Source organism: Desulfovibrio diazotrophicus (assembly GCF_902498985.2).
Taxonomy (GTDB): domain Bacteria; phylum Desulfobacterota; class Desulfovibrionia; order Desulfovibrionales; family Desulfovibrionaceae; genus Desulfovibrio; species Desulfovibrio legallii.
In genome coordinates this window covers 1,686,036-1,711,906 of sequence record NZ_OX346397.1, presented here as the reverse complement: position 1 = coordinate 1,711,906, position 25,871 = coordinate 1,686,036, and the positions used below count along the sequence as shown (strand labels likewise).

Genomic DNA, 25,871 nt, shown 5'->3' with positions numbered 1-25,871 from the left:
GGGGGGCCTCCTTACAGTACCCAGACCAGGACGAGGCTCAGCAGGGCCAGGCCCGTGGGCACCGTCACATAGAAGCGGAAGGCCTGGTCGATGCGCAAGCGCCCCATGGCCGACTTGACCAGCGTGAGCGACAGCAGCATGAGCGCCAGACACTTGAGCAGGAACCAGAGCAGGTTCACTGGCCACAAGTCAGATATAGTGCCGGGAAAGAAAAGCGCCACCCCCAGCCCCAGCACCACAAAGGTCTTGAGGGCCGAGGTGATCTGAAACAGCGCCAGCAGCGGGCCGCCGTATTCCAGCAGCGGTCCTTCGATGATTTCCGTTTCCGCTTCCGGAATGTCAAAGGGGGCCACGCCCATGGTGCCGGGCAGAAAGATGAGGTAAGCGAGCAAAGCCGGCACCATGGCGGGGTTGAAGCCCAGAGATCCGGCCTCCTGCTGCCAGGCCACAATGCGCAAGAGCGAAAATTCCGCCCCCCAGGCCCCGCCGTGCAGGGCTTTGCCCACCAGCATGGCTACGGAAAGCAAAATCATAAGCAAGGGTGTTTCATAGGCCAGCATAAGCAGCATTTCGCGCGAGAAGCCCACGGCCCCAAAGGGCGAGCTGGAGGCGGAGCCGCCCAGCATAAGGGCCATGGCCGGAATGGGCAGCAGGTAGAAGAGCACCAGCAGGTCGCCCATGTTGTAGAGCCCGGAGTACACCCCCGGTACGGGGATGAAGGCCGCGCACACGGCCATGCCCGTAAAGCCGAACACCGGGGCCATAAGAAAGGCCGGGCGGCAGGCCGTCTTGGGGATAAGCGTTTCCTTGGTCAGCAGTTTGGCGATGTCCAGCCAGGGCTGGGTCAAGGGCGGCCCCACCCGGCGCTGCAGGCGGGCCTCCACCCGGCGGTCCAGTCCTTTGAAGAACATGGCCACCAGCAGGGCGAACACCCCACCGGGAAACAGGCACATATGCACAATGGCAAGCAGGGTGTCGCTCATGAGCGGTTCTCCTTGGCGGGCTTGTGGCCGCCCAGCAGGCGGGGCAGGCCGCCGTAGATGCTGGAAGGCGTCATGCGGGTGGCGGCCGTTTCCGGCGGCATGCCGCAGGTGTGCACGTCAATTTCACGCAGGCGGGTAAAGCGCAGTACAAACCAGCGCCCGCCCAGAAAGGCCAGGGCCGCCATGACGCAGAGGCCTGTGGCGTTCCACGCGCCCGGTCCGGAAAGTATGCCCGAAAGTCCCACATGGAGCGGCGCAAGCCCGTATTCCGCTAAAATGGCGTTGATGGGGTAGAGCGCCAAGCCGGGGAATACGCCCGTGAGCACGCAGCCCGCGGCCAGAATGCCCATGGGCACGCGCATGATGCGCGGCGCTTCCTCAATGTGCTCCAGGTCCGGGGCAGGCTGCCCCAGAAAGGCCGCGTGCAGGAATTTGGCCACATAGGCCAGAGTCAGCACGCTGCCCACCAGCGAGAGCAACGCCAGGAAGGGCTGGCCCGCGTTCATGAGAGCATGGTAGATGAGCCATTTGGACGAAAAGCCGCTGGTGGGCGGCACGCCGACCAGCGAAAGCCCGGCAATGGCGAACATGGCCAGGGTAAAGGGCATTTTGCGGCCCAGGCCGCCCAGATCGTCCAGGGTTTCCCTGTGGCTGGCGAACATGACCGCGCCGCAGACCAGAAAGAGCAGGTCTTTGAAGAAGACGTGGTTGACCACGTGCAGCATGCCGCCCGCGTAACCCAGGGCGCCGCCCGCGGCCACGGCCAGCACCATGTAGCCCAGCTGGCTCACCGTGGAGTAGATGAACATGAGCTTGATGCCACTGGTGCGCAGGGCCTGCAGCGCCGCCATGATGATGGTAACGCCGCCTATCCACATGACCACGGTGCTGATGGCGCTTTGCGTAAAGCCGGAAAGCAGCCCGGCCAGGGCAAAGCCGCCGCCCAGCAGCATGAAGAGCTTGATCAGGCCGAGGATGGCGCTCTTCAGCAGCACGGAGGAAATGTAGCCGGAAACGGGCGTGGGCGCGAGGGCCGGGTGCATCTGCCAGTCAATGCGGAAGGGCAGCTGCGCCGCCTTGAGCACAAAACCCGCTGCCAGCAGGGCCATGCCCAGTCCAACGGCGAAAGGCGGCAGGTTGGGCACGTTGCCCGTAAGCAGGCTGGCGTTGAAAGGCGTGGCCGGGCCCAGCACGCAGAGGCCCACGAACAGAAAGCCCGCGCCGCAGACGTTGAAGCTGAAGTATTTGAAGGCCTCGCGCAACGAGGCTTTGTCCCCTTCGTGGGCGATGGCCAGGTAGAGCGTCCAGGAGCTCATAATTTCCCAGAACAGGAAGAAGCTCAGTAAGTACTGACTGGCGGCCATGCCCATGAGGCCGCCACACATGCAGGTAAACGCGCAGTAGAAGCGCCACTGCCGGTGGCTGTGTTCCATGTAGCCCAGGGCGTAAACCATGTTCAGCGCGCCCAGCAGGGGCACCAGCAGGGCAAAGCAGAAGGAGAGGGTGTCCAGCTGGCGGCCGAACACGACCACCAGCAGGGCGCTCAGCAGCAGCACGCCCGCGCTGGCCTTGCCGGCCTTGATGCGGTCGCGTCGGAACAGGGCGGGCAGGGCCGCGCCAAACACGGGCACCAGCACATATACGGGCCAGGAAACCCGCATGGCCAGCAGCGCGGCGGGGTCGCCCGCCTGGGGCGCAAAAATCAGGGAGGCCACAGGGGCCACCAGTTGGGCGGGCAGCTGCGGGGCCAGACCCAGCAGCAGACTCGTGCCCGCCAGGGCGATCAGAGCGATCTGGATGCTGCGCGGGGCCTCAGTTACGGTGGGCAGGTGGGCGGGGCGCTCCTCAAAGACCAGGGTTTTGAGAATGCGCGTATAGTAGATGAGCCCCACCAGGGATCCGGCCAGAATGAGCACGGCCAGCCAGACGTGGCCGGAAGACACTGCCGCCTGAATCATCAGGTATTTGCTGTAGAAGGCCCCGAAGGGCGGCAGCCCCATGACGCTGATCAGCCCCACGCCCATACAGGCCACGGTGATGGGCATCTGCGCGCCCAGGCCGCGCAGGTCCGTCAGTTTGCGGCTGCCGGCCCGCAGGATAAGCGCGCCGGCTCCAAGAAAGAGCAGGTCCTTCATGACCGCATGGTTAAGCATGTGCCAGAGCGCACCCGTGGTGGCGAGCCAGGTGCCCAAGCCCAGGGTCAGGGTGATTTCACCGATCTGCCCCAGGGTGGAGTAGGCCAGCATGCGTTTGATGTCGTCCTGGTACAGGGCCATAATTTCGCCGTAGACCAGGGTGGCCGCGCCCAGGGCCACCAGCCCTGTGCCCAGCCAGGAAAAGCCCATAAGACCGGGCATGCTCAGCGCGCCGGGCTGTACAAAGAGCACGGCCACAATGCCGAACACGCCCATCTTGGTGATCACGCCCGAAAGCGGACCGGAAACGGATGAGGGCGCAGCGGGGTGGGCGTCGGGCAGCCAGGAGTGCAGGGGCACCAGACCGGCCTTGACGCCGAAGCCCGCCAGGCAGAGCAGCAGTGCGCCCTTGAGCAGGGCCGGAGAAAGGCCCTGCCCCAGCAGCAGCAGACCGGGCAGCATGAGCAGCGCGCCGCCCGCGCACATAACATAGTATTTGACGCCGGCGTCGTGCGCCGCGCGAGTGTCTTCGTGCACCACCAGAAAATAGGAGGCAAAGGTCATCAGCTCCCAGTAGCCGTACATGCCGGTCACGTCGGAGGAGGAGACGATGCCCGCCAGAGAGGCGAAGGTCAGTAGCAGGAAGAACCAATAGCGGCCCTGGTGCGCGCCGTGGATATAGCCCAGGGAGTATACGGCTACCACCAGGCCTATGCCGCAGAGCATGAGCAGAAACAGTTTTGCCGTGGGCGGGGCGGGCACGGCCAGCACCGCGGCCAGGGCCAGGGCGGCGAAGGCCGCGCCGGCCTTGGAGGCCCAGGGCAGCCGGGCCAGAAAAGCCAGGCCGGTGAGGAAGGCGCCCAGATAATAACACCAGTAGGCCGGATGCACGGCGCTGTGCGGGGCCGCAAAGCCGCCGGAGGCCAGGAGGTCCGTCAGAGGGCCGCGCCCAAGGCCCAGCAGGGCCACGGCACAGGCCAACAGCAGCGTCGTCAGACCGCCGGCGCGTGGCGCACCTGTGCCGGGCGTGGTTTCGGGCGCGGGTTCCAGCACCGTTACGCGCACGGCCGTCACATACAGCCAGATAAAGACCGTGGTGGTGAGGGCCGCCGCCAGCAGGACAGGCAGGCCGCCGGGCAGGTTGTTCAGCACGCCGGCCGTTATGAAGGCGCGGGCTTCCGGCATAAGGAAGGGCGAGCCGCCCACGGCGGCCAGCAGGCCCAGGGCAAAGGCCGCGCCTGTCCAGGGTCTGCGCGCGCCCACGCCGCGCAGGTCTTCCAGGCGCAGGGGCGCGGCGGCGTCGGCCCGGACGGCCCCGTCCTGCAGACGGCGCAAGGACGTCCAGGCCAGCAGGCGTGAGGCCAGCTGGAAAAGGACAAACAGCCAGAGGCCCGTGCGCGCGGCCCCGCCGCCGGCCGCAAGGGCCAGACAGGCCAGGGCCGTATCGTGCAGCGCGCCCCAAAGAATGAGGCGGCGCGGCAGGTCACGCTGGCGCACGGCCTGCGCCGTGGCCCAGAGCATGAGGGCCGTGGCCGCCAAAAGCGGTAGCAGGCCGACCGTAAACAAGGATGCAGTCATACGTTTGCCCCGTGGGTTGCGGGTCTGTGGGCGTCGGCCCGGCACAGCCGGGCGGCGTTAACCTTATGGTATAGCAAGCATACCGTTTAGTGAAAAAAGTTACGAAGTTTCTGTGCCTGCCTTAGCGTAGATTGCCGCACGTTGCAAGTGCGCAGTTTATCAAAATGTAACGCAATTATATGATTATTACGCCGTTGCCCGGCCAATGGGGGCGGAAAAAACTTTGCTGCGGGGCTGTCCGGGCCCTCCTGTATGCACCCCTTACTGTGTAACAGGGTAAAAATGTTTGGTCGTACAGTCAATGGGCGATGTGGCGCTGGAGGTATGGCAGAAAATTTTTGAAATGGAAGGATATGAGGATATTGTCCACATGCTCGGCCAAGCAGTGGGGGCGACGGAGGAAAGGCGTCGTATCTTTGGGCGGCGTTGGGCGGCGTTGCAGTTGGATAAAGATATTGGAGAAAATTCTAACAAGCCTTCGCCGCCCCGGCCCGCCTCCCCACAGAGAAAAATTTTTGTAGGGAGGCGGGCCGGGCGCAGTTTTTTCTAGAGAGGCCGCGTTGCGGATGTTGCCGCAGAAAGACGGACAGCGGGCGCGCGCCTAGAGCAGTTAGCGAATGAAATGAGCTAACTGCTCTGCAAGGATTTTCTTGAAAATCCTTGCCACGAAATGCGAGAAGGCAGGCTTTTGCCTGCCGTAAGCGAGCATTTCAAGTGTTAAATGCTCTAGGCGTGCGCCCCCACGGCGGGCGGCTGCTTATGCAGCCGCAGGGCATTGCAGCGTTGCAATGGCTTACAGCCAGGTCAGGTCCAGGGGCTTGCGCGGGGGCCGGGCGTGGGGCTTGAACAGGGGGCGGCCCATAAGTTGCACGGCGCAGGCGGCCTCCTGCTCGCCAACGCCCAGAAATGCGCGCACCTCGCCGCCGGTCGGGTGGCGCAGGGCCAGGCAGACATAGCCGCCCCAACAGCAGCCCACGCCGTGGGCCTGAGCCGTTAGTTCCAGATAGGCGGCGGCAATGGCTGCGTCGCTCATGCCCCAGTGCCAGTCGGCGGGAGCCACGGCCACAGCGGCCTGGGGCGCATCGCGGGTAATGACGTCCGTGCCCCTGTCCCATGCACGGGTCAGGCCCTCGGCATGGCAGGCGCGGGCCATGTTCGCGTCTTCTTGCGGCAGGCGGCGCATCCAGTTCACGACCAGTTCCGCCAGGCGCTTGGTCTGCGGGCGCGACTCCAGTACGATCCAGCGCAGGGGTTGGGCGTTTTTGGCTGTGGGGGCAAAGCGCGTGGCGTCCAGCAGGCGCAGCAGCACATCCCGCGGCAAGGGGGTCTCTTTGAAGACCCGCACAGAGCGGCGGGCAAAGATCAGTTCCTCCACCTGCTCGGCAGCGGGCTGCAGATCGTGCCGCAGGGGACGGCACTGGGCCGGGTCCAGACCCGGCGCAACACAGGCCGCCGTGGGGCAGAAGGCCATGCACTGGCCGCAACCGATGCAGAGCGCTTCCTGATGGCTGTTCATGGCGGGAAAGTCGCCCGGCGCGGCCTGGATGATATGTACGGGGCAGACGCGTGCGCAGATGCCGTCTTTGCGGCAGCGGTCGCGGTCAACAACAAAATGGCTCATGTGATTCTCCTGAAGATTATCGGCGCGGTTTTGGGGCATCGCGTTCTTCTCTCATAATAACGCCGCCCGACGTGGAGGGGAAGCCCTGCGCTAAACCAGTTAGAGCAGTTAGCGAATGAAATGAGCTAACTGCTCTGCAAGGATTTTCTTAAAAATCCTTGCCACGAAATGCGAGAAGGCAGGCTTTTGCCTGCCGTAAGCGAGCATTTCAAGTGTTAAATGCTCTAGAGCGCCGGGGTATGATAACGTCACCCGGCGTGGAGGGAAAGCTCCGGCGCGAGGCTGAAAATTTGCGTCTTTTGCCATAACCTGCTACGAAAAAGTGTCGTTTCAGGGGTGGAACATGTTTTTTACCCCATTCCGGCGCGCCGCCGGAGTCATACTCTATTGAGGTTGCGCATGGCTGCCCAAAATCCCACTGCAAATACTGAAGAAATCATCGACCTCACCGAGCTGATCGAAAGAGGCAGCGTGCCGGAAGACGGCCAGGAGGCCACGGCAGCCCCCGCGCCCCACGACAGGGCGGAAGACGATCTGCAGGCCCATATGCGCGGCCTCAACGACGCGTCTCTGCCCGCCGAGGCGGCCATCGACGACCTGCTGGCTCAGATGGAAACGCACGAAAGCGCCATCCCTTCAGTGGCCGCAGGCGGACCAGAGCCGGATCATCCGGTGGACCCCAACGAAAAGTTGGACATGCCCGGTCTGGGCGATGTGGACCATTTGCTGCAGTCGCTGGATTTGCCGCCGCAGCCGCGCGAAGAAACAGATGGGGACAGTGCGTCCGCCTCCGGGGCGGACGCGGGCAGTCAGGATCTGGACAGCCTTCTGGCCGTGGACGCCATGCTGGATTCTCTGCACGCCGCCGGGGCGGATGCGGCCCCACAAGGGGCGGCCCAAGCCGCTCCGGAACCGCCGGTCGGCGCAGGACAGCCTCCGGCGGCAAAGCCTGAGGCAGCTCCGCTGTCCGATATGCCCGATCTGGACGACCTGCTGGCCGCAGGCGCCAAGGAGGAAGCTCCCCTTGATCCCGGCGATTTGGCGGCTCTGCTGGCCGAAGCCCAGCCTGAGGCGGCTGCCGTCGGCACGCCCTCCCGCACGTCGGCGCAATCCGCTCCGGCCCGGCCCGCCGACACAGCCCCGCCGACTGCGCACGCGGCCGACGCCACTACAGCCGCAACGCCTTCTCCGGGCAGGGCTGCCCCCGCGTCCGCCGCCACTATTTCCGCCGACGAACTGGCTGATTTGCTGGCCGCCGCCGCCGATGACGTGGCCGCCGCGCCCGAGCCCCCGCGGCCCAGTCCCCGCAACCCGTTGCAGAGGCGCCCCCGGCGCTGCGCCCGCACCTTCCTCCGCTGCGCCCGTTCCGCCTGCCGGCGCAACGCCGGACCTGACGGCGGATCTGGACGCTCTGTTGGCCGAAGCCACTGCCCATCTGGACGCCGACCCCACAGCACGTCCGGTATCGGTCGTTGAACAGGAAGTGCCCTCCGGCGCGGCTCCGGCGGCCGGCGCGACTCCGGCGACTGATGCGACTCCGGCGGCCGATGCGGCTCCGGCGACCGGCGAAGCGCAGACCGTCGGGGCGGCGTCTGACGGTACAAGCGTCGTGCCGCCCCCTGCCGCTCCGGAGCCCGCTGCAGGCGCGGCCGCTGTGTCGCAATCCGCTGAGATTGCAGCAAATTCTGCCACAGACGCGTCCCGTGTGGATTCGACCTCTGCGGATTTGCCTTCTGTGGATTTGCCCGCGCCGGAGGAGGCCGCGCCCCTGCCCGCCGTGGAGGAGGGGCCTTTCACCGTGGGCGCGGAGTCCGCAGGTCTGCCCGAAGCGGATGCGGCCTTTGCGGCTTCCCCCTTGGACCAGACGGCCAGCCCCGCGTCGGATTCGGCTTCTGGTCCCAGCGGCGATCCGGCAGTGCCGTTTGCGGACGAACAACTTTTTGCGCAGGAGGCCGCTGCGACGGCAATACCGTCGGAGGACGTTCCCCACCTGGCGGCCGTGACCGATGCGGCCGCCGTGGCTGCCGCCACGGCCCAGGCGGCGGAAGCCACGTCCCACGCTGTGGAGGCTTTCGAACAGGCCTTTTCGGCCTCTTCCCGCGCGGCCGAAGCTGCCGAGGCCGCCCAGGCCCTGAGTCTGCGCCTGGAACAGTGCGAAGCGGCCCTGGCCGACGCGCAGGAACGTCTGGCCGCTCTGGAAGCGGCCGCCCAGCAGACGCCGCCCGGATTGTCGGCGGAGCAGGTGGACGCCCTGGTGAACGAGCGTTTGGCCACCGCCCTGACGGAGCAACCAGCGCCGCTTACGGCGGAACAGGTGGACGCCCTGGTGAACGAGCGTTTGGCCGCGGTTGCGGACGCGCGCAAGGAACCGCCCGCCGGGCTGACGGAAGAACAGGGCACTGCGTTGCTGGAAGAAAAGCTGGCCCCGCTGGCGGCCTCCCTGCGCAGCGCCGCCGCCCGTCTGGACGCCCTGGAGCGTCGTCTGGACGAACTGGAGCCCCGTTTTAACGAGCGGGTGGAAAAGGCCGCCGCTGCTGCGGCGGCGCGCATCCTGCGCGAAGAGATCGCCCGCCTGCTGGCCGACGCCTGAGCCTGGGCGGCGTTAGGCCGCCCGGCGCTAGGCGCGGGCATCCTGCGCTGCGGCAGTTTCCTGCTGGCCATACTCCTTGAATTTTTTCCATACGGTCACACGGCTGATGCCCAGGGCGTCGGCCAAGGCCTTTTTGTTGCCGTTGTACTTCTGTAGTTCCGCTTCCAGGATATAGCGCTCCATTGCAGCCATGCTGCCCACAGGCACCGTCAGGGAGCCGTCCGGCGCGGTCGTCTGCCGCTGTCGGGCGTGCTGCCACTGGCGGTGCCGGGTTATAATGCGCAGCAGCAGGTCTTCAAAAGGTTCCGAGCCGTCGTCCAGGGTAAAAATTCTGTCCAGCACATTTTCCAGTTCGCGCACGTTGCCCGGCCAGTTGTGCTGGTTTAGGGCTTCCAGCACGGCGGGGGGGAATTTTTTGGCCTTTTTCGCGATGTCGAAACGCCGCCGTTTGGCCGCAAAATGGGCAATGAGCAGTGGGATATTGTCCTTGCGTTCGCGCAGCGGGGGAATGTGCAGGGGCAGGATATTAAGACGGAAATAGAGGTCGCGCCGGAACAGGCCTTCGCTGGCCATACGGAACAGGTCCCGGTTGGAGGCGGCAATAATCCGCACGTCAATGTTGACTACCCTGTCGCCGCCTACCCGGAAAATTTCTTTTTCCTGCAGGGCGCGCAGCAGGCGCACCTGGTTGGCCTGGGTCATTTCGCTTATTTCATCCAGAAACAGCGTGCCTTTGTGGGCCATTTCAAACATGCCGGCCTTGCCGCCTTTGCGCGCGCCGGTAAAAGCGCCCTCGTCGTAGCCGAAAAGCTCGCTTTCCAGCAGTTGTTCGGGCAGGGCGGCGCAGTTGACGGCCACAAAGGGCCCCTTTTTTCTGTTGCTGCTGTTGTGGATGCTCTGAGCCAGCAGCTCTTTGCCCGTGCCCGATTCCCCTTCAATCAGGATAGAGGCGTCGCCTTTGGCAAAGCGTTTGGCCTCGGCGAGCATCTCCGTCATTTCGCCTTCGGCGCAGACAATGTCGCGGAACTGGTATTTGGCCACCAACCCTTTGTGCGCCAGCTGGATGCGCGCCTGCACTTCCGTCTTCTGGATTTTGGACAATTCCTGAAAGGTGATGATGGTTTCCTGGTGGTGGTCGCGCACCCGGATGGGCACGCGGTTCATCACATAGGATTTGCCGCTGCAGGAAACGAGCTTGTCCACGGTGTAGTCCCCGTCTTCAAGAAACATCCTGATTTCCGGGGGGGCGTCCGGGGCATTGATGTCTGTGCCCAGCACCTTTCTACCGGTGAGTTTGAGCATTTGTTTGGCGGGAAGGTTGCAGATAGTCACCGTGTTGTTGCTGCCCACGGAAAGGATGCCGCCGATGGAATAGTTGATGATGTTGTTCAGGCGGCGCGCCCGGGCTTTTTCCTTGATGTGCTGTTCGGTGATGTTGCGGGCGGCAAGCACCGCCTGCCGGATGTTCTCTCCACTGGAGCGCACCAGATAATAGGGCAGGCCGTATTCGTCAGCTTTCTGCACCACGCAGCCGCCAAACCCGATTACGCCCACGTCGTGGGTATAATTGCCCAGGTTTTCAATAATGGAATTGAATTCAGAGCTGCTTCTGTAAACGATCTGATGAAAAGAGCCCTTGCAGCTTAAGGAGGCGATGGCATCTATGTCTTTGCTTATGTCACTTTCATAGTTGATACACAGAACCTCCTTGTGCGCATTCCATGCCTCCTGCATTATTTCTATAATGTCTTTTGCCGTTATCTGTATGGAAACGACCGGTATTTTTACCATCCGCTGGATGGCCAGAGCCGTGCCGGCCTGGCTGATGATAACGTCGTATTTGTCTTGATTTTCCAGGGCATGGATATGGCCGTTATTATATATGCCGCCCTTATAAATATCCACAGTCACGCCGTACTGCTGCGCGTAATTGGTCACCATTTCGCCCAATTCGTCATAAATCGATACGCAGAGAATACGTGGCTGCGATGTTTTTTCCCACATGACCGTCCTCCCGGCTGCCCTCAGGGCAAGCCTGTCGTATAAAAAATTGTCGTCCGCGCGGCGCGCCCCGCACGGTGGGCATGTTGCACATGTTAAAAAATCAAATGAAGTTTGTATACAAAATAAACAACAAAGCGGAGAAGTGGCGCATCTGTTTTGAATAAAAATATTAATATACTTAAATTATTACTTTTTTATGACATGGCATGAATGCTGCTCAGATATGTTGACAAGTGACCTAACCCGGACGGAAGTCCCCTTTCCGACCCGCACAATGCCGTTGGCGGGCGATGGGGCAACGGCCCCGAGGCGGTATGTATTTCAGAAAGGCGACGGCCTTTTGTGTTTGTGGCAGGCGCGTGGGGGCTCGGTCCTCCCGGCCATTCTTTTACCCTTCTGCGTCAAGAGGAAAATATGCTGACAAAAGAAGATGTTCGCGCTCGTATAGCCTCCATTGTAGGGGAGCAGAATATGCTCACCAAACAGGAAGATCTGGTCTGTTACACCTACAACGCCGGCGGCGCGGCCCCCTCGCCGCACCTGCCCATCCTGGTGGCCCTGCCTGGCACGGCGGAAGAAGTGGCGCAGATGGCGGCCTTCTGCAACGCCAACAAAATCAGCATCGTGCCCCGTTCCCAGGGCAGCGGGCTGAGCGTCAACGCCATTCCCGAAAGCGACTATTCCATCATTATTTCCATGCAGCGGATGAATTCTATCGTCATCGATCCGGAAACGCTCACGGCCGAAGTGGGCCCCGGCGCCATCACCGCTGACATCAAGAAGGCGGCTGCGGAACACGGCCTTATGTACCCTCCGGACCCGGCCAGTTTCACGTTTTCCTCCATCGGCGGCAACGTGGGCACCGACGCGGGTGGGCTGCAGTGCGTCAAGTACGGCACCACCAAAGGCTATGTTTCGGGGATGCAGGTGGTGCTGGCCTCAGGCGACATCATCCGCTGCGGCGGGAAGTGCATTAAGGACGTGACCGGCTACAACCTCACCCAGCTTTTTACCGGTAGCGAGGGCACGTTGGGCATCATTACCGAAATCACCCTCAAGCTTATTCCTCTGCCTCAGGCCAAACGAGCTATCCGCGTGGCGTTTAAGGAGATTGAAAACGCGGCCAAGGCTGTTTCGGCCATTATGACCAGCGGTGTGGTGCCCTCCATCATGGAATTTCAGGAGCAGACCCTGATCCGCGCTGTGGAGGACTATACCCACGCCGGCCTGCCGGTGGACGCTGGCGCCATGCTGCTGATTGAGGTGGACGGCGACCCCTCCACCCTCAAGCCGCAGGCCGACGTCATCCGCCGGGTGTGTGAACAGCTGGGCATGGTGGACTTTCATGTGGCGGAAACTCCCGAAGAGGCTGAACAGCTGTGGAAGGCCCGCCGTTCCGGCTTGCCCGCCCTGGCCCGCGTGGCCAAAGGCCGCTTGGGCGGCGACCCGGCCGTGCCCATCAACAAGCTGGCCCAGGCCGTGCACACCCTGTTCGAGGTGGGGAAAAAGTACGGCATCAAGGTGAGCTGTCAGGGCCATGCCGGCGACGGCAACATTCATCCGCACTTCTTCTTCAACAACGATAAAGAAAAGAAAACTGCGGCCAAGGCCCGCTCCGAATTCCATTACGAAATTATCAAGATGGGCGGCACCGTTTCGGCCGAACACGGCGTGGGGCGCGAAAAGGCTCCCTATATCGTCAAGCAGCTGGGCGAAGCCCAGGTGGGGGCCATGCGGGCCATCAAAAAGGCTCTGGACCCCAACAATATCCTGAATCCGGGCTGCATCTTCGGAGGCGAAGCATGAGCAAGACCCTGGAAGAACTGAAGGCCGCCGCCCTTAAGTGCACCCGCTGCGGGCAGTGCCTGACCATTTGCCCCGTTTACGGCAAAACCTTTGAAGAAGGCACTTCGTCGCGCGGCAAACTGTTTCTGTTGCGCTCGCTGGCCGACGGTACGGTGGAGCCCAGTGCGGAGCTTATGGACCTGGCGGCGCGCTGCACCCTGTGCATGCGCTGCAAGGCCATCTGCCCATCGGGCGTCAACACCACCGACCTCATCATGGCCTTGCGCCACTATATGAAAGAGCAGGGGCGCCTGCCGGCCGCCAAAAAGCTTGCCTTTAAGGCCATCACCAAGGGGCGGCTGTTTGATATGGTCATGTCCCACGGCAAGGGCATGCAGTCCCTGCTTTTCAAACGCAGCGAAAACGGGCGGGGCAAGGTTTCACGAATGCCCATTCCCGTGGCTGGCCTGAACAAGAGACGTATCCTGCCGGAATTTGCCGAAAAGCCCTTGCGCAAGCTCGTGCCCGCTGTCAGTCACCCCCACGGGGAGGTGAGGGCCAGCGTGGCCTTTTTCCCCGGCTGCATGCTCAACTATGTGTATGTAGATGCGGGCCTCGCCCTCATCAACGTGCTGCTGGCCAATGGCGTGAAAGTGCACCTGCTGGACAAACTGCAGTGTTGCGGCACGCCGCTGTTTTCGTCCGGCGATTTTGAAGGGGCGGCCATGTTGGCCGAAAACAACGTCCGGCGGCTTGCCGGGGGCGGCTTTGACGCTGTGATCACCGGCTGCGCCACCTGCGGCTCGGCTCTGAAGAAAGAATACGGGGCGGTGCTGGAAGGCAGCCCAGCTCTGGCTGTCTGGGAAGGCATGAAGGACAAGGTCTACGACATTTCTGACTTCCTGTTGCGCCTGGGGCCTGCCGAATATGCGCGAGAACTGCCCTGGAAGGTGACCTACCATGATGCCTGCCATTTGGTGCGGGGCATGGGCGTGGCCTCGCAGCCGCGGGACCTGATCCGGGCCATTCCCGGCGTGAAGCTGATGGAAATGCAGCGTCCCGCCGTCTGTTGTGGCTGCGCGGGCACATTCAGCGCCACGCACTACGCCCTGTCGCAAAAAATCCTTGCCGACAAGACCAGCGATATTCTGTCCACCGGTGCGGATGTGGTGGCCACGGGCTGCTCCGCTTGTAAGATGCAGATTATCGATGGGCTGAGCCAGCGGGGATCCCGCATGCGCGTGCTGCACACGGTGGAACTGCTGGCCAGGGCCTACGGGGTGTAAAGGGTGCGCCCGACCAGCCGCACCCCGCCTGCGTTGCGCCCTTCCCGCAGGACAGACTCTCGGCCCATGGGGAGGGCGCTTCTGATAGTTAATTTTATTGAAATAAATGTTTAATAAAAAAACATTAATGGCAAAAAATTTTGGTGAGGAGCGTTAGATAGCAAGGTATCTAGCCGAAAATGCGTAATGAACGTATTTTGGCACATATATTGCTCATTTCATAAACATGTTTGTTTAGTATTCCAACAGACGCGGGGAGCCCCACGGGTTCCCCCCGGGCCGCGCCGGCCCGCCACCCCAGGAAATAAGGAAAAGGAAGTCGATGAAAAAACAGTGTAAGCTCGTGCAAGGCAATGCGGCCATAGCACAGGGGGCTTTCTACGCCGGTGCGCGATACTATGCCGGCTACCCCATCACGCCGTCGTCGGAAATAGCGGAAATAGCGTCGCGAGAGCTGCCGCGCCTGGGCGGCGTCTTTATGCAGATGGAAGACGAGCTGGCCAGCATGGGCGCCATCGTGGGCGCCTCGCTGACGGGCGCCAAGGCCTTTACGGCCACCAGCGGCCCCGGCTTTTCGCTTATGCAGGAAAACCTGGGCATGGCCACGGTGGGCGAGGTGCCCGTGGTGGTGGTCAACGTGCAGCGTTCCGGCCCTTCCACGGGCTTAGCCACCAAGCCCGCCCAGTCCGACATCATGCAGTTGCGCTGGGGCCGTCATGGCGATCAGGAAATCATCGCCCTTGCCCCAAGCTCAGTGCAGGAATGCTTTGAGCTGACGGTCAAGGCTTTCAATCTTTCTGAAAAATACCGCGTGCCCGTCATCATGGCGCCGGAAGAAGTGGCCGCGCACATGCGCGAAAACCTGACCATTCCCGAACCGGGCGAGCTTGAGGTCATTGAGCGTACGGCTCCTGCCTGCGCGCCTGAAGAATATAAGCCCTTCTGCTTTGACGAGGGAGCCGTGGCCCCGCTCGCCAGTTACGGCAGCCGGTATGTCTTTCATGTGACCAGCTCCATGCACGGCGAAAACGGCTACAGCTGCAATACGCCGGAAAATGCGGCCCGGCGCGTGGCCCAGCTGCACACCAAGCTGGCCAGGGGGCGCAAGGATATTGTCATGACCCGCTATTTCGGGCCTGAAGACTGTGCAACCCTCATCGTTACCTCCGGCGTGGTCACCCGCGCTGCCCGTAGCGCTGCCCGTGCGGCCAATGCCGCTGGCGACAAGGTGGGGGTGCTGCAGCTGCAGACCCTTTGGCCCTTTGCCGATGCGGAAGTGCGCGAGGCCGCCCACAAGGCTGGCCGTGTTGTGGTGGCTGAAATGAACTATGCCGGGCAGCTGGCTGGCGAAGTGAAGAAGTGTGTGCCGGACCCGTCGCTGGTAGTGGGCGTCAACACGTACAACGGTGGCATCATGACCCCGTCCCAGATCGCGGCGGCGTTGCTGTAAAGGAGAACCAGACATGGCACAAGCTATTTCACGCTCACTGCTCAACAGGTCCGCGCTGCCTCTCATGTGGTGCGCCGGTTGCGGCAACGGCATCGTCCTCAACGCCCTGCTGTGCGCCCTGGACGACCTGGATCTGAAAAAAGAAGACGTGCTCGTGGTGACGGGTATTGGCTGCTGGGGCAAGGCGGACGACTATATCCTGGCCAACGCTCTGCACGTGACGCACGGCCGCGCGCTGGCCTTTGCCACCGGGGCCAAGGCGGCTAACCCCAAGCTCAATGTCATCGTGCTGATGGGCGACGGCGACGGCACCACCATTGGCGGCAACCATCTTATCCATTCCGCCCGCCGCAACATGGACCTAACGGCCATCATCGTCAACAACCTCAACTATGGCATGACGGGCGGGCAGTATTCGGCCACCACGCCCAACGGGGCCATTACCAGCACCTCTGTGGGCGGCAACCCCGAACGCGGCTTTGACGTGTGCGATTTGGTGCGCGCTGCCGGGGCCAACTATGTGGCGCGCGAGTCCGTGACCAGCGGTATGCGTCTGAGAAACCGCATCGTCGCCGGCATCCAGAAAAAGGGCTTTTCCCTCATTGAGGCCATGAGCCCCTGTTCCACTCTGTTTGGTCCGCGGAACAAAATGCGCAACCCCGTGGACATGTTGCGTAATCTTAAAGAAAAGGCCGTTTCTCAGGCCAAGTTTGACGCCATAGAGAATGCGGCCGAGCAAGGGTATTTCGTTACCGGCGTTATTGTCGACAAAGACGTGCCTGATTTTAACACGAGCTACGAGGGTGAGCGCGCGGCCATCCTGGCCGCCAAAGGAGGTAAGTAGCATGGCCCATCATGAAGTTCTTATGGCCGGCACGGGTGGGCAGGGGCTTGTGTTTTCCGCCTCTTTTCTGGCTGAGGCCGCCATTCTGGACGGAAAAAACGTGGTCCAGACCCAGTCTTACGGCATCTCGCAGCGTGGCGGCTTCATCAGTGCTGAAGTGCTGCTGGACGATGAAGAAATTCTGTTCCAGCAGGTGGTCAGGCCCGACATCATCATTGCCCTAAATGATGTGGTGGGCACGCGCTACGACGCGGCCCAAGGGCCTGTGGTTTATGACTGCTCACTCATGAAGCCCCGCACCATGAAAAACTGGATAGGCGTCCCCATGTCGCAGATCGCGCACGAGCTGGGCGCGCCCAAATCTGCCAACCTGGCCGGCCTTGGCGCGGCCATGGTCATCAGCGGTGCCCTTCCGGTGCAGACCCTGCTCACCATTGCAGCGCACAAGGGCAAGCCGGAGGTGGCCAAACTGAATGTGGAAGTGATCAGACGGGGCGCGGCCGCTGCCGAATCCGCGCAGGGGGGCAACTGATGAGTGCGGAAAAGAAGAGCTTCAATGTCCGCGTGGACGATGTCCTGTGCAAAGGCTGCGGCTATTGCCGGGAGTTGTGCCCCAAGGGGGTGTATGCTCTGGGACAGGAATATAATGCGGCCGGTTATACGTTTATGACCGTGGCGGCCATGGACAACTGCATCGGCTGCCGCACCTGCATGATGGTCTGTCCCGACTTTGCCATCGAGGTTTCCGAGCGTTAAGCGCGGTTTGCCCCCAAGGGGCGGACAACCCCAACTCTTCTAGACGATTCTGGAAAGATTGTATGGTATATAAAACGTTTGTGGAACTTGAATCCGCAGTTATGGGCAAGGCCCACAAGTGCCGAGTGGCCGTGGTGGAAGCTGCGGACGCCCATGTGCTGGAAGCCGTGCGACATGCGGTGGACGTGGGGCTGGTGGAGCCGCTGCTGTTCGGCAATCCCGCCGCCATAGAGGGAAAAATGCGTCAGGTGGGCCTTTCCCCGGACGCCTGCCCCGTCATTGCCGCTACAGATCCGCTGGATGCGGCCACCAGGGCCGGTCTGGCCGTCAAGGGCGGCCGTGCGGATTTCATCCTTAAGGGGCTGATCCAGACGGGCGTGCTGCTCAAAGGCCTTTTTAAGGAAGAAACGGGCTTTCGCACCGGGCGGCTTATTTCGCACATGAACCTTGTGCAGGCGCCCGCCTACCCCAAGCTGCTGGCTCTGTGCGATGCGGCCATCAACATCGCGCCCACGCTGGAGCAGAAGCGAGATATCCTGCAGAACGCCGTGGACGCTCTGGCCCGCATGGGCATCGACAACCCCAAGGTGGCCGTGTTGGCCGCTGCGGAAACCGTTAACGAAAAAATGCCCGCCAGCGTGGACGCGGCTCGGCTGAAAGAAATGCAGCAGCAGGGCAGCATCACGGGCTGCATTGTGGAAGGCCCCATTTCCTTTGACTTGGCCATTTGCCCTGAGGCCGCGCAAACCAAGGGTTTCCACAGCCCCGTGGCCGGCGTGGCTGATCTGCTTGTCTGTCCGGACATTGTGGCGGCTAACGTGCTGATCAAGTGTCTGCGCCACATGGCCAACGCCCTCACCGCCGGCATAGTGGTGGGCGGACGGGTGCCGGTGGTGCTGAATTCGCGCGCTGCCAGCGCCGAGGACAAGTTTAGGACCATGGTTCTGGCCGCGGCCGCGGCACGCTGATCCAGATGCTAGGCGCGGCGTCCGGCCCGGCTGATGCCTTTCAGTCCGGACGCCGCATTCCTCCACTGCGCCGTCGTACAGGCGGCGCACGCCTGGGGCACGGCTGCCGCGCCCCAGGCGCGCTACCACAACTTGCATAAGGACACCCCATGGCGGACACCAAGTACACCATTCTTGCCATTAATCCCGGTTCCACCTCCACGCGCATTGCCGTTTACGAAAACCAGACCCTGCTGTTCCAGAAAAAGGTGGACCACCCGGCGGCATCGTTGCGTGTCTTCAGCAGCAACGTGGCGCAGTTCCCCATCCGTCTTGAAGCCATCAAGGCGGCTTTGGCGGCGGAGCAGTTCGACCTGCGGCGGCTTGCTGCCGTGGCGGGGCGCGGCGGAAAACTCCCCCCACTGGAACAGGGCGCTTATCTGGTCAACGACGATATGCTCACCTTTCTGCGCGACCACCCCATTGATGATCACGCTTCCAACCTGGGAGCGCTGCTGGCGCAGGAGATCGCCCAGCCCCTCGGCATCCCGGCCTACATTTACGACGCCGTAGTCATGGACCAGATGGAAGACATTGCCAAGCTTTCCGGCCTGCCAGAAATCCGCCGCAAGGCTTCCTGCCATGCCCTGAATATGCGGGCTATGGCTATCAAGGCCGCACAGGCCAAGGGCTGGCGTCTGGAGGAGAAGAACATCATCGTCTGTCATATGGGCGCGGGCATCAGCGCCACGGTCATCCACGGAGGCCGGATGGTGGACGTGATCACGGACGAAGAGGGCCCCTATTCTCCTGAACGGTCCGGGGGCCTGCCCAACCGACAGCTTATCGACCTGTGCTTTTCCGGCGGGTTCGACCGCCTGTCGGCCACCAAAAGGACGCGGGGTCAGGGCGGGCTTATGGCTTACCTGGGCACCAACAACGCCCTGGAGGTGGAAGACCGCATTGCCGCCGGGGACGCCGAGGCCCGCCTGGTTTACGACGGGCTGACTTACCAGGTGGCCAAAAACGTGGCCTCGCTGGGGGCCGTGGTCAGCGGTGCAGTGGATCTGGTGGTGCTGACCGGAGCCCTGGCCCACTCCTCGTACATTATTGACCGCGTAGCACCCCGTGTGGCCTTTCTCGGCGAAGTGCAGGTGCTGCCCGGCGAGAATGAGCTTGAGGCTTTGGCCTACGGCATCCTGCGCGTCCTGCGCAAGGACGAGGGCTTCCATATCTTTCACGATCCCCAGGCTTGCTAGGCGTTGCCCGCGGATTCCACGACCCTTTGCCGTGCGGGGCCGCGGCTGCCGCGCACGCCGCTTTCTCTGCGGCCGGGCTTGCGGCGGGCGGCAAGTTCCCGGTAGTCCCTACCTCCCGGGGCGGGCGCCGGAGTTTTACGCGATTCACTCCGGCGCCCACTGCCTTCCTTGGTCTAGTGGATAACGAAATAAACCTGCAGGTAAATATTGTTAACAAAATAAGCGCTGGCAGTGGGTAAAATAAGGATAGATACTCACAGCATGCTAACATAATTGGACATATGCTATATGGCACAATGCTTGCTTTTGCCTGGTATCCCAAGCTGCAAAGGCCTTTGCGGCGCTGTTCCGACAGGCAACGGCAATGATTAAATTGTTTAGTTATATTAAATTATTGGCTATTGCGCGTACGGCGGAAGCCTGCGCCAGGAACTGCGGCGTTGCAGCGTAATGCCGGCAAGATGACAAGGAGGTAAAGCAGGCATGCTTTAGGGCCGCGCGGCCGGTGGAAGGCGCGCGCAGGACGCCCGTTTCAATCTGACTAACCGTCGTTACCGGGGGCCGTCGTGACGGTCCCATCCCCCGCCGGCACCATGCTGTGGGGCGAATTGCTCACGTAAAGGAACTGTTATGGCAGACACGGCTGTGAACTCGAAGGGGAACCTTGCCCAAAAAATACGTTTGGGTGGAGCTATTCTTTCTATCTTTCTCGGCATCTGGGTAGCCATGATGCCGCCGCCCCCGGGACTTGATTCCAAGACTATGGTGGCTTTGGGTATTACGGTGTGGGCTGTGGGCTGGTGGATAACCGAAATCGTGCCCGAATTCGTCACCGGCCTCATGATGTGCATCTTTTGGGCCGCGCTCAAGTGCGTGCCCTTTAAAACCGCCTTTTCCACTTTTTCCACATCCGGCTGGTGGATTATGGTGGGCGCTTTCGCCCTGGGATCCGTGGCGGGCAAAACCGGCCTGCTCAAGCGCATTTCCCTGTGGGTGCTCAAGCTTTTCCCCGCCAGCTACACCGGCCAGGTCTGGGGCCTTCTGGGCTCCGGCACAATTATTTCTCCGCTGATTCCCAGCATGAACGCCAAGGCCACGCTTTCTACTCCCATTGCCATGAGCATCAGCGACGAGTTGGGCATTGAGCGCAAGTCCCGTGCGGCCAACGGGCTTTTCGGCGCGTGTTACGTGGGCTTCATCATTATGGGGCACATGTTCATGAGCGGTTCTTTCAGCCACTATGTGCTGGTGGGCATGCTGCCGGAAGGCTATCGGGATGTCACCTGGCTGCAGTGGCTGTTGTGGTCGCTGCCCTGGGGCGTGTGTGTGTTCGTGGGGCTGGGTCTGTTTCTTGTTTTTGCCTACCGGCCTGACAAAAAAGTGATGCTGCCGCCCGGTTACAGTTCGGAACAGCTGGCCAAGCTCGGCCCCATGAGCCGGGACGAGAAAATCTGCCTGCTGGTGCTCATTGGCACCCTGCTGATGTGGATGACCGAAAAGCTGCACAGGATTTCCGCCGGTGAAGTGGCGATCATGGCCATGTGTCTGCTCCTGGTGCTCAAGGTTATGGACAAGAACGACTTCAAGACGCGCATTGACTGGACGTCCGTGGTCTTTGTGGGCAGCATCCTGAACATGGCCGCTGTTATCCAGTCTCTGAAAGTGGACCGTTGGCTGGGGTCCGAGCTGCAGCCCATTCTGGTCAACGTGGTGTCCGAGCCGGCGCTGCTCATCATCACTCTGGTGGTGGCCGCATCGGTCATCAAGCTCATCATTGTTTCGCTTACCTCCGCCGCAGCCATTTTCGTGCTGGTGCTGCCGCCTTTGATGATCGCCAACGGCATCAACCCTTGGATAGCCTGCATGGTCACCTTTGCCGGCAGCAACATCTGGTACCTGAGCTATATGAACTCCATCTATCTCTGCGCGCATTTTGGCACGCAGGGGCAACTGGCCAAGCACAGCTCTATGGTCAAACTTTCCGCCGCCTATTCGGTCATCTGCACCTTGGGTTTCCTGGTCAGCATTCCCTACTGGCGTATGCTTGGCCTGATAAAATAGCCGCCCAGCGCAGGATGTCGCTTGCGGTCTGAACCAGTTGTAACCCGCGGGCGGGGTCTTCCCCGTCCGCGGGTTTTGCGTCAAGGTCCGGCCTAGCGCAAGGCCGCGTGTCTTTGTTGCGCGGGCCGTGTCCGCCCGCGGCCTTGCCAAGGCCGGGCGGAACGCATATGCTCTTGCGCGTTCTGGTGAATTTTTTTCGCGCAAGAGCATTTTTTTGTATAAAAGGGCGGGGGCCTGCGTTTCCGTTCTTTTACCCGTCCAGGCAACGCCCGTTGTGGGTCTTGGCCATTCCCCGGAGGACGGGGTTTTTTCCGGCGCGCCCCGTGGGGCCGTAAGCCGAGGTGGTATGGACAAGGATCGCAAGGAAGCCCTGCAGGTGGCCAAGGAACTGACCGCCAAGTTTATTGAAACGCGCACCGTTTCGCCCGGCAATTTCGCCGAGGTCTTTCCGGCGGTCTACAAGGTAGTCTGCGCCGCCATTGGCGTGGACCCCGGCCCGGACAACGGCGGGAAGCGGGTGTGAGCGGCGCGCCCTCCACTACGCCGCGCGGGGCCGACCCGCGCGCGACCTCTCCGGGCACAGGACACGACGCGGCTGTGGCCGGCATGTTCGGCCGCATCGTGCCCTTCTACGACCTGCTTAACCGGGTGCTCAGCCTGGGGCTGGACGTCTACTGGCGGCGCGTACTGGCGCGCAACGTGCGCCTGGGGCAGACGGGCCTGGTGCTGGACCTTGCCGCCGGCACTCTGGACGTGGCCCTGGCCGTGCGCCGCCGCTACCCCGGCGCGTGCGTGCCCGCCATGGATTTCTGTCCGCCCATGCTGGTGCGGGGCCGCCGCAAGCTGCGCGGGGCCGACGCCCGCAACATTCTGCCCGTGGCCGCCGACGCCAAGCGTCTGCCCTTGCCGGACGCCTGCGTGGATTGCGTGACCATGGCCTTCGGCATCCGCAACATCCTGCCGCGCGAGCGGGCCTTTGCCGAAATGCTGCGCGTGCTCCGGCCCGGCGGCCGGGCTTGTATTCTGGAGTTCGGTTCCGGGCGGGAACGCATCTGGGGCGGGCTGTATAATCTTTACCTCAACCGCGCGCTGCCACTGGTAGGACGGATTTTTTCCAAGGATCCCGCCGCCTATGAGTACCTGGCCGCCACCATCCGGCAGTTTCCGCCGGCGGCGGCCCTGGAGCGGGAAATGCGCGATGCGGGCTTTGCCCGCGCCTGGCACGAAAAGCTCACCTCGGGCATTGTCTGCCTGCACGTGGGCGAAAAAGGGCGTTAACGGGCAAGGCTCGTCAGCAGCAGGCCCACGGCCACGGCAGCCAGGCCCACGGCGCGCAGCCGTCCTTCGGGCTGGGCCAGCAGCTCGCGCAGGGCGCGGCGCATGCCGCGGGGAAAGAGCGCCCAGCAAAGCCCTTCCAGCACAACGGCCAGGCCCAGGGCGCGCAAAAAAAGATCAAAATCAAACCGCATGCTTTGGTGGTGACGGAAAAGCGCGGTTTTGTAAAGGACCACAACTATGGTGACATTTGAGGATCTTTGCGCCGGCAAGGGCACCCTGGCCGTGGTGGGCCTGGGCTATGTGGGGTTGCCGCTGGCCGTGGCCTTTTCACGCCACATGCCTGTTCTGGGCTTTGACTGCAGCGCCCGGCGCATTGCCGAGCTCAAGGCCGGCAGCGACCACACCCGCGAGGTGGACCACGACCGTCTGGCCGCCGCCAGGGTGCGCTATTCCGACAACCCCGCGGACCTGCGGCAGGCCGACGTGGTGGTGGTGGCCGTGCCCACGCCTATTGACCACCACCGTTCGCCGGACCTGACCCCCGTGGTGGGGGCCAGCACCACTGTGGGGCAGAATCTGCGCCCCGGCTGCGTGGTGGTCTACGAATCCACGGTCTATCCCGGTCTGACCGAAGAAATCTGCGTGCCCATTCTGGAGCGGGAATCCGGCCTCAAGCTGGGGCGGGACTTTACCGTGGGCTACTCGCCGGAGCGCATCAACCCCGGCGATAAGGTCCATACCGTGGAAACCATCGTCAAGATTGTTTCCGGCTCGGACAAGGCTACCGCCGACCTGCTGGAGAGGCTCTACGGTTCCGTGGTGCGGGCGGGCACCCACCGCGCCTCCAGCATCAAGGTGGCCGAGGCCGCCAAGGTCATTGAAAACACCCAGCGCGACCTCAACATCGCCCTTATGAACGAACTGGCCATTATTTTCGGCCGCATGGGCATCGATACCCAGGAAGTGCTGGAGGCCGCCGGCAGCAAATGGAACTTTCTGCCCTTCCGGCCCGGTCTGGTGGGCGGGCACTGCATTGGCGTGGACCCCTATTACCTCACCTACAAGGCCGAAGAACTGGGCTTTCACCCCGAAGTCATCTTGGCCGGTCGCCGCATCAACGACAACATGGGCAAGTATGTGGCGGAATGCGTCGTCAAGCGTCTCATCAAGAGCGGCCGGGTCATCAGTGGCGCGCGCGTGGGCATTTTGGGCTTCACCTTCAAGGAGAATGTCCCCGACCTGCGCAACACCCGCGTGGTGGACGTGGTGCGTGAGCTGGAGGACTACGGCGTCACCGTGCTGGTGAGCGATGCCGAGGCCGATCCGGAAGAAGCCCTGCGCGAATATGGCCAGACCCTGCTGCCGCAGGAGGATCTGCACGACCTGGACGGCCTCATCTTGGCCGTAAGCCATAAGGCTTATGCCGGGCTGACCCCTGCTGCCGTGAAAGCGCTCTTCGCCGCGCCGGACAATGCCGTGGTCTTGGACGTGAAGTCCTTTTTCGACGCGGCCGCCATGCGCGCCGCAGGCATAGACTACTGGAGGCTGTAGCCGCGTGACCCTGCTGCTCTGCGCCGCCACGGCCCGCGAATTGGCGGGCCTTGCGCCGGGCTTTGCGCCGCCGGGGCTGCCGCCCCTGGCCGTTGCGCCGGCGGGAGCTACGGACGACCCCTGGCCGGAAATGCGCCTCTGGCCCCTGCCCTTGCGGCGGGGCCGCGCCTTGTGCTGCCTGACGGGCGTGGGGCCGCTCAACGCGGCCTTGGCTCTGGGGCTGGCCCTGGAGCGGGCGCGGGCGGAAGGTACGCCCGTGAGCGTTGTGTGCAACGCTGGTCTGGCCGGGGCCTTCGGCCTGGAGGATCGGCCCCTCCGTTCGCTCTGTCTGGTGCGTGAAGAAATCTGGCCAGAATACGGCCTCAACGATGGGCGCTCTGTGGTGGCCGGGGCCTTCGGTTTTCCCCTCTGGCAGCCGCCCGGCGGCGCGCCCGTGCGCGACCGTCTGCCCCTGGCCGGGGCGGACGTCCTGGGCGCAGGCGCGGCGGCGCTGCCTGCAGTCCGGTCGCTCACCGTGGCCGGAGTGACGGCCAGCCGTGAACGGGCGGAGCAGCTGTGCCGGAGCTACGGCGCGGACCTGGAAAATATGGAAGGCTTTGCCGTGGCCTATGCCTGTGCCCGGGCCGGACTGCCCTGCGTGGAGGCGCGCTGCGTGTCCAACAAGGTGGGCCCGCGCGCCAGGGACGAAAAAGACTTTGCGGGAGCTTTGCACGCCCTGGCCGGGGTGCTGCCCGCCCTCAACTGCAACTGAGTAGCGTCATGATCCAACTGAAAGCGCGCCTGGCCCTGGAGTTGCCCGCCGTCAACCGGGCCCTGGAGCGGGCGACGGCAAGCCTGCCCGCCTCCGTGCGGCCCGTGGCCCGGCATATTTTTCAGGCTGGGGGCAAGCGCCTGCGGCCCCTGCTCACCGTGCTTATGGCGCGGCTTCTTGGTTGTGGGCGGGAAGACATCCACGACCTGGCCGTGACGCTGGAGATGCTCCACGCCGCCACCCTGCTGCACGATGACGTGCTGGACAATGCCGTGAGCCGTCGGGGGCAGCCTGCTGCGCACACGGTGTATACTGTGGGCACGGTCATTCTGGCCGGAGACGCGCTGCTGGCCGGGGCCAACGCGCTGGTGGCGGGCTTTGGCGACACGCGTCTGACGCGCTGCTTTTCCGAGGCCACCAGCCGTACGGCTGCGGGTGAAATTCTGGAAATTGAGGCCCAGGGCCGGGTGGACGTGAGTGCCGCGGCCTATGAAGAAATCATCCGGGGCAAGACGGCCTGGCTTATCCGCGCGGCCTGTGAGCTGGGGGCCCTGGCCGCCGGGGTCGCAGATCCTTTGGTGGCCGCGGCCGCGGCCTACGGCGAAAATCTGGGCATGGCCTTTCAGATGGTAGACGACGCCCTGGACTTTGCGCCGGAAAGCGTCACGGGCAAACCCACGGGCGGCGATGTGCGCGAAGGCAAGCTGACCCCGCCTTTGCGCCTTTACCGCGAGAGCCTTGCGGAGGCGGAACGCGCCGCCTTTGACGCGGCCTTCTGCGCTGGACTCATGACCGCGCAGGACGCCGCCGCCATTGCCGCGCGTATCCGCGAGGCGGGCTTTGACGCCCAGGTGCGCCGTCAGGCCGAAGGCTTTCTGGACGTGGCCCGTGAGGCCGTGCACGGCCTGCCCGAAAGGCCGGAGCGCCGTTTTCTGCTCCAGATGGCCGATTACGTGCGGGACAGGAAAAAGTAGTTCGTCAGGGGGCGGGGA

The 25,871-nt window shown here is 62.9% G+C and carries 21 protein-coding genes; 16 read left to right on the top strand and 5 right to left on the bottom strand.

Annotated elements, in window-relative coordinates; translation table 11 throughout:
* Positions 1–11: 11 nt before the first annotated feature.
* The 3 genes from J7I12_RS07400 to J7I12_RS07390 all read right to left on the bottom strand — a co-directional run bounded on the left by J7I12_RS07400 (position 12) and on the right by J7I12_RS07390 (position 6,317).
* The gene (locus tag J7I12_RS07400) at positions 12–983 is read right to left on the bottom strand and encodes a respiratory chain complex I subunit 1 family protein (protein ID WP_288907452.1); all 972 of its coding nucleotides are present in this window, start codon (positions 981–983) and stop codon (positions 12–14) included.
* Positions 980–4,696, bottom strand: a complete 3,717-nt coding sequence (locus J7I12_RS07395; protein ID WP_302548690.1) for a complex I subunit 5 family protein — start codon at positions 4,694–4,696, stop codon at positions 980–982. The genes J7I12_RS07400 and J7I12_RS07395 overlap by 4 nt, the downstream gene beginning before the upstream one ends.
* A gap of 793 nt (positions 4,697–5,489) precedes the next feature.
* On the bottom strand, positions 5,490–6,317 hold the full coding sequence (locus J7I12_RS07390) for a nitroreductase family protein (RefSeq protein WP_302413358.1): 828 nt from the start codon (positions 6,315–6,317) through the stop codon (positions 5,490–5,492).
* A gap of 399 nt (positions 6,318–6,716) precedes the next feature.
* Between J7I12_RS07390 and J7I12_RS07385 the strand changes: the two genes are divergently transcribed.
* Together J7I12_RS07385 and J7I12_RS07380 are read left to right on the top strand one after the other, a co-directional pair.
* Positions 6,717–7,793 (top strand): hypothetical protein, encoded by a 1,077-nt coding sequence (locus tag J7I12_RS07385; protein ID WP_498793455.1) that lies wholly within the window; start codon positions 6,717–6,719, stop codon positions 7,791–7,793.
* Entirely contained in the window at positions 7,732–8,907 is a 1,176-nt protein-coding gene (locus tag J7I12_RS07380; RefSeq protein WP_498793454.1) for a hypothetical protein, read from the top strand. Before J7I12_RS07385 ends, J7I12_RS07380 begins: the two co-directional genes overlap by 62 nt.
* A gap of 27 nt (positions 8,908–8,934) precedes the next feature.
* Here J7I12_RS07380 and J7I12_RS07375 read toward each other — a convergent pair whose 3' ends face one another.
* On the bottom strand, positions 8,935–10,911 hold the full coding sequence (locus tag J7I12_RS07375; RefSeq protein ID WP_302548464.1) for a sigma 54-interacting transcriptional regulator: 1,977 nt from the start codon (positions 10,909–10,911) through the stop codon (positions 8,935–8,937).
* Between the two features lie 414 nt (positions 10,912–11,325).
* Here J7I12_RS07375 and J7I12_RS07370 point away from each other — a divergent pair, with 414 nt between their 5' ends.
* The 11 genes from J7I12_RS07370 (at position 11,326) to J7I12_RS07320 (ending at position 22,577) form a co-directional block, all read left to right on the top strand.
* Positions 11,326–12,717: an FAD-binding oxidoreductase gene (locus J7I12_RS07370; RefSeq protein ID WP_302548463.1), complete on the top strand. Its 1,392-nt coding sequence runs from the start codon at positions 11,326–11,328 to the stop codon at positions 12,715–12,717.
* Positions 12,714–13,982: a (Fe-S)-binding protein gene (locus J7I12_RS07365; RefSeq protein ID WP_118230701.1), complete on the top strand. Its 1,269-nt coding sequence runs from the start codon at positions 12,714–12,716 to the stop codon at positions 13,980–13,982. The genes J7I12_RS07370 and J7I12_RS07365 overlap by 4 nt, the downstream gene beginning before the upstream one ends.
* A gap of 322 nt (positions 13,983–14,304) precedes the next feature.
* The gene (locus tag J7I12_RS07360) at positions 14,305–15,432 is read left to right on the top strand and encodes a 2-oxoacid:acceptor oxidoreductase subunit alpha (RefSeq protein ID WP_118230702.1); all 1,128 of its coding nucleotides are present in this window, start codon (positions 14,305–14,307) and stop codon (positions 15,430–15,432) included.
* A 13-nt stretch (positions 15,433–15,445) separates the two neighbouring features.
* Complete coding sequence (locus J7I12_RS07355; protein WP_302548462.1) at positions 15,446–16,276, top strand: thiamine pyrophosphate-dependent enzyme; 831 nt, start codon at positions 15,446–15,448, stop codon at positions 16,274–16,276.
* Between the two features lies 1 nt (position 16,277).
* The gene (locus J7I12_RS07350) at positions 16,278–16,808 is read left to right on the top strand and encodes a 2-oxoacid:ferredoxin oxidoreductase subunit gamma family protein (protein WP_165450869.1); all 531 of its coding nucleotides are present in this window, start codon (positions 16,278–16,280) and stop codon (positions 16,806–16,808) included.
* Positions 16,808–17,032, top strand: coding sequence for a 4Fe-4S dicluster domain-containing protein (locus tag J7I12_RS07345; RefSeq protein ID WP_118230705.1), 225 nt, complete (start codon positions 16,808–16,810; stop codon positions 17,030–17,032). The genes J7I12_RS07350 and J7I12_RS07345 overlap by 1 nt, the downstream gene beginning before the upstream one ends.
* A gap of 62 nt (positions 17,033–17,094) precedes the next feature.
* Positions 17,095–18,000, top strand: coding sequence for a bifunctional enoyl-CoA hydratase/phosphate acetyltransferase (locus J7I12_RS07340; RefSeq protein WP_118230706.1), 906 nt, complete (start codon positions 17,095–17,097; stop codon positions 17,998–18,000).
* Positions 18,001–18,149: 149 nt separating this feature from the next.
* Positions 18,150–19,238 carry a butyrate kinase gene (gene buk / locus J7I12_RS07335; protein ID WP_118230707.1) on the top strand — a complete coding sequence of 363 codons (1,089 nt, stop codon included), beginning with the start codon at positions 18,150–18,152 and terminating at the stop codon, positions 19,236–19,238.
* 630 nt (positions 19,239–19,868) lie between these two features.
* Positions 19,869–21,299 (top strand): SLC13 family permease, encoded by a 1,431-nt coding sequence (locus tag J7I12_RS07330; protein WP_118230708.1) that lies wholly within the window; start codon positions 19,869–19,871, stop codon positions 21,297–21,299.
* A gap of 346 nt (positions 21,300–21,645) precedes the next feature.
* A complete protein-coding gene (locus J7I12_RS07325; protein WP_302413356.1) occupies positions 21,646–21,822 on the top strand; it encodes a hypothetical protein in 177 nt (58 codons plus the stop codon).
* Between the two features lie 83 nt (positions 21,823–21,905).
* Positions 21,906–22,577 (top strand): ubiquinone/menaquinone biosynthesis methyltransferase, encoded by a 672-nt coding sequence (locus J7I12_RS07320; RefSeq protein WP_118230711.1) that lies wholly within the window; start codon positions 21,906–21,908, stop codon positions 22,575–22,577.
* Here J7I12_RS07320 and J7I12_RS07315 read toward each other — a convergent pair.
* On the bottom strand, positions 22,574–22,768 hold the full coding sequence (locus J7I12_RS07315) for a DUF2065 domain-containing protein (protein WP_288908216.1): 195 nt from the start codon (positions 22,766–22,768) through the stop codon (positions 22,574–22,576). The two genes, J7I12_RS07320 and J7I12_RS07315, sit on opposite strands and share 4 nt — an antisense overlap.
* A 46-nt stretch (positions 22,769–22,814) precedes the next feature.
* On the opposite strand from J7I12_RS07315, the gene J7I12_RS07310 reads away from it, so the two are divergent.
* Genes J7I12_RS07310 through J7I12_RS07300 form a run of 3 tightly spaced genes read left to right on the top strand, consistent with a single transcriptional unit; the run spans position 22,815 to position 25,853 of the window.
* Positions 22,815–24,128: a nucleotide sugar dehydrogenase gene (locus J7I12_RS07310; protein ID WP_288908214.1), complete on the top strand. Its 1,314-nt coding sequence runs from the start codon at positions 22,815–22,817 to the stop codon at positions 24,126–24,128.
* Positions 24,129–24,132: 4 nt separating this feature from the next.
* Positions 24,133–24,879, top strand: a complete 747-nt coding sequence (gene mqnB, locus J7I12_RS07305; protein WP_498793452.1) for a futalosine hydrolase — start codon at positions 24,133–24,135, stop codon at positions 24,877–24,879.
* Between the two features lie 8 nt (positions 24,880–24,887).
* The gene (locus J7I12_RS07300; RefSeq protein ID WP_302548460.1) at positions 24,888–25,853 is read left to right on the top strand and encodes a polyprenyl synthetase family protein; all 966 of its coding nucleotides are present in this window, start codon (positions 24,888–24,890) and stop codon (positions 25,851–25,853) included.
* The last annotated feature ends 18 nt before the right edge of the window (positions 25,854–25,871 follow it).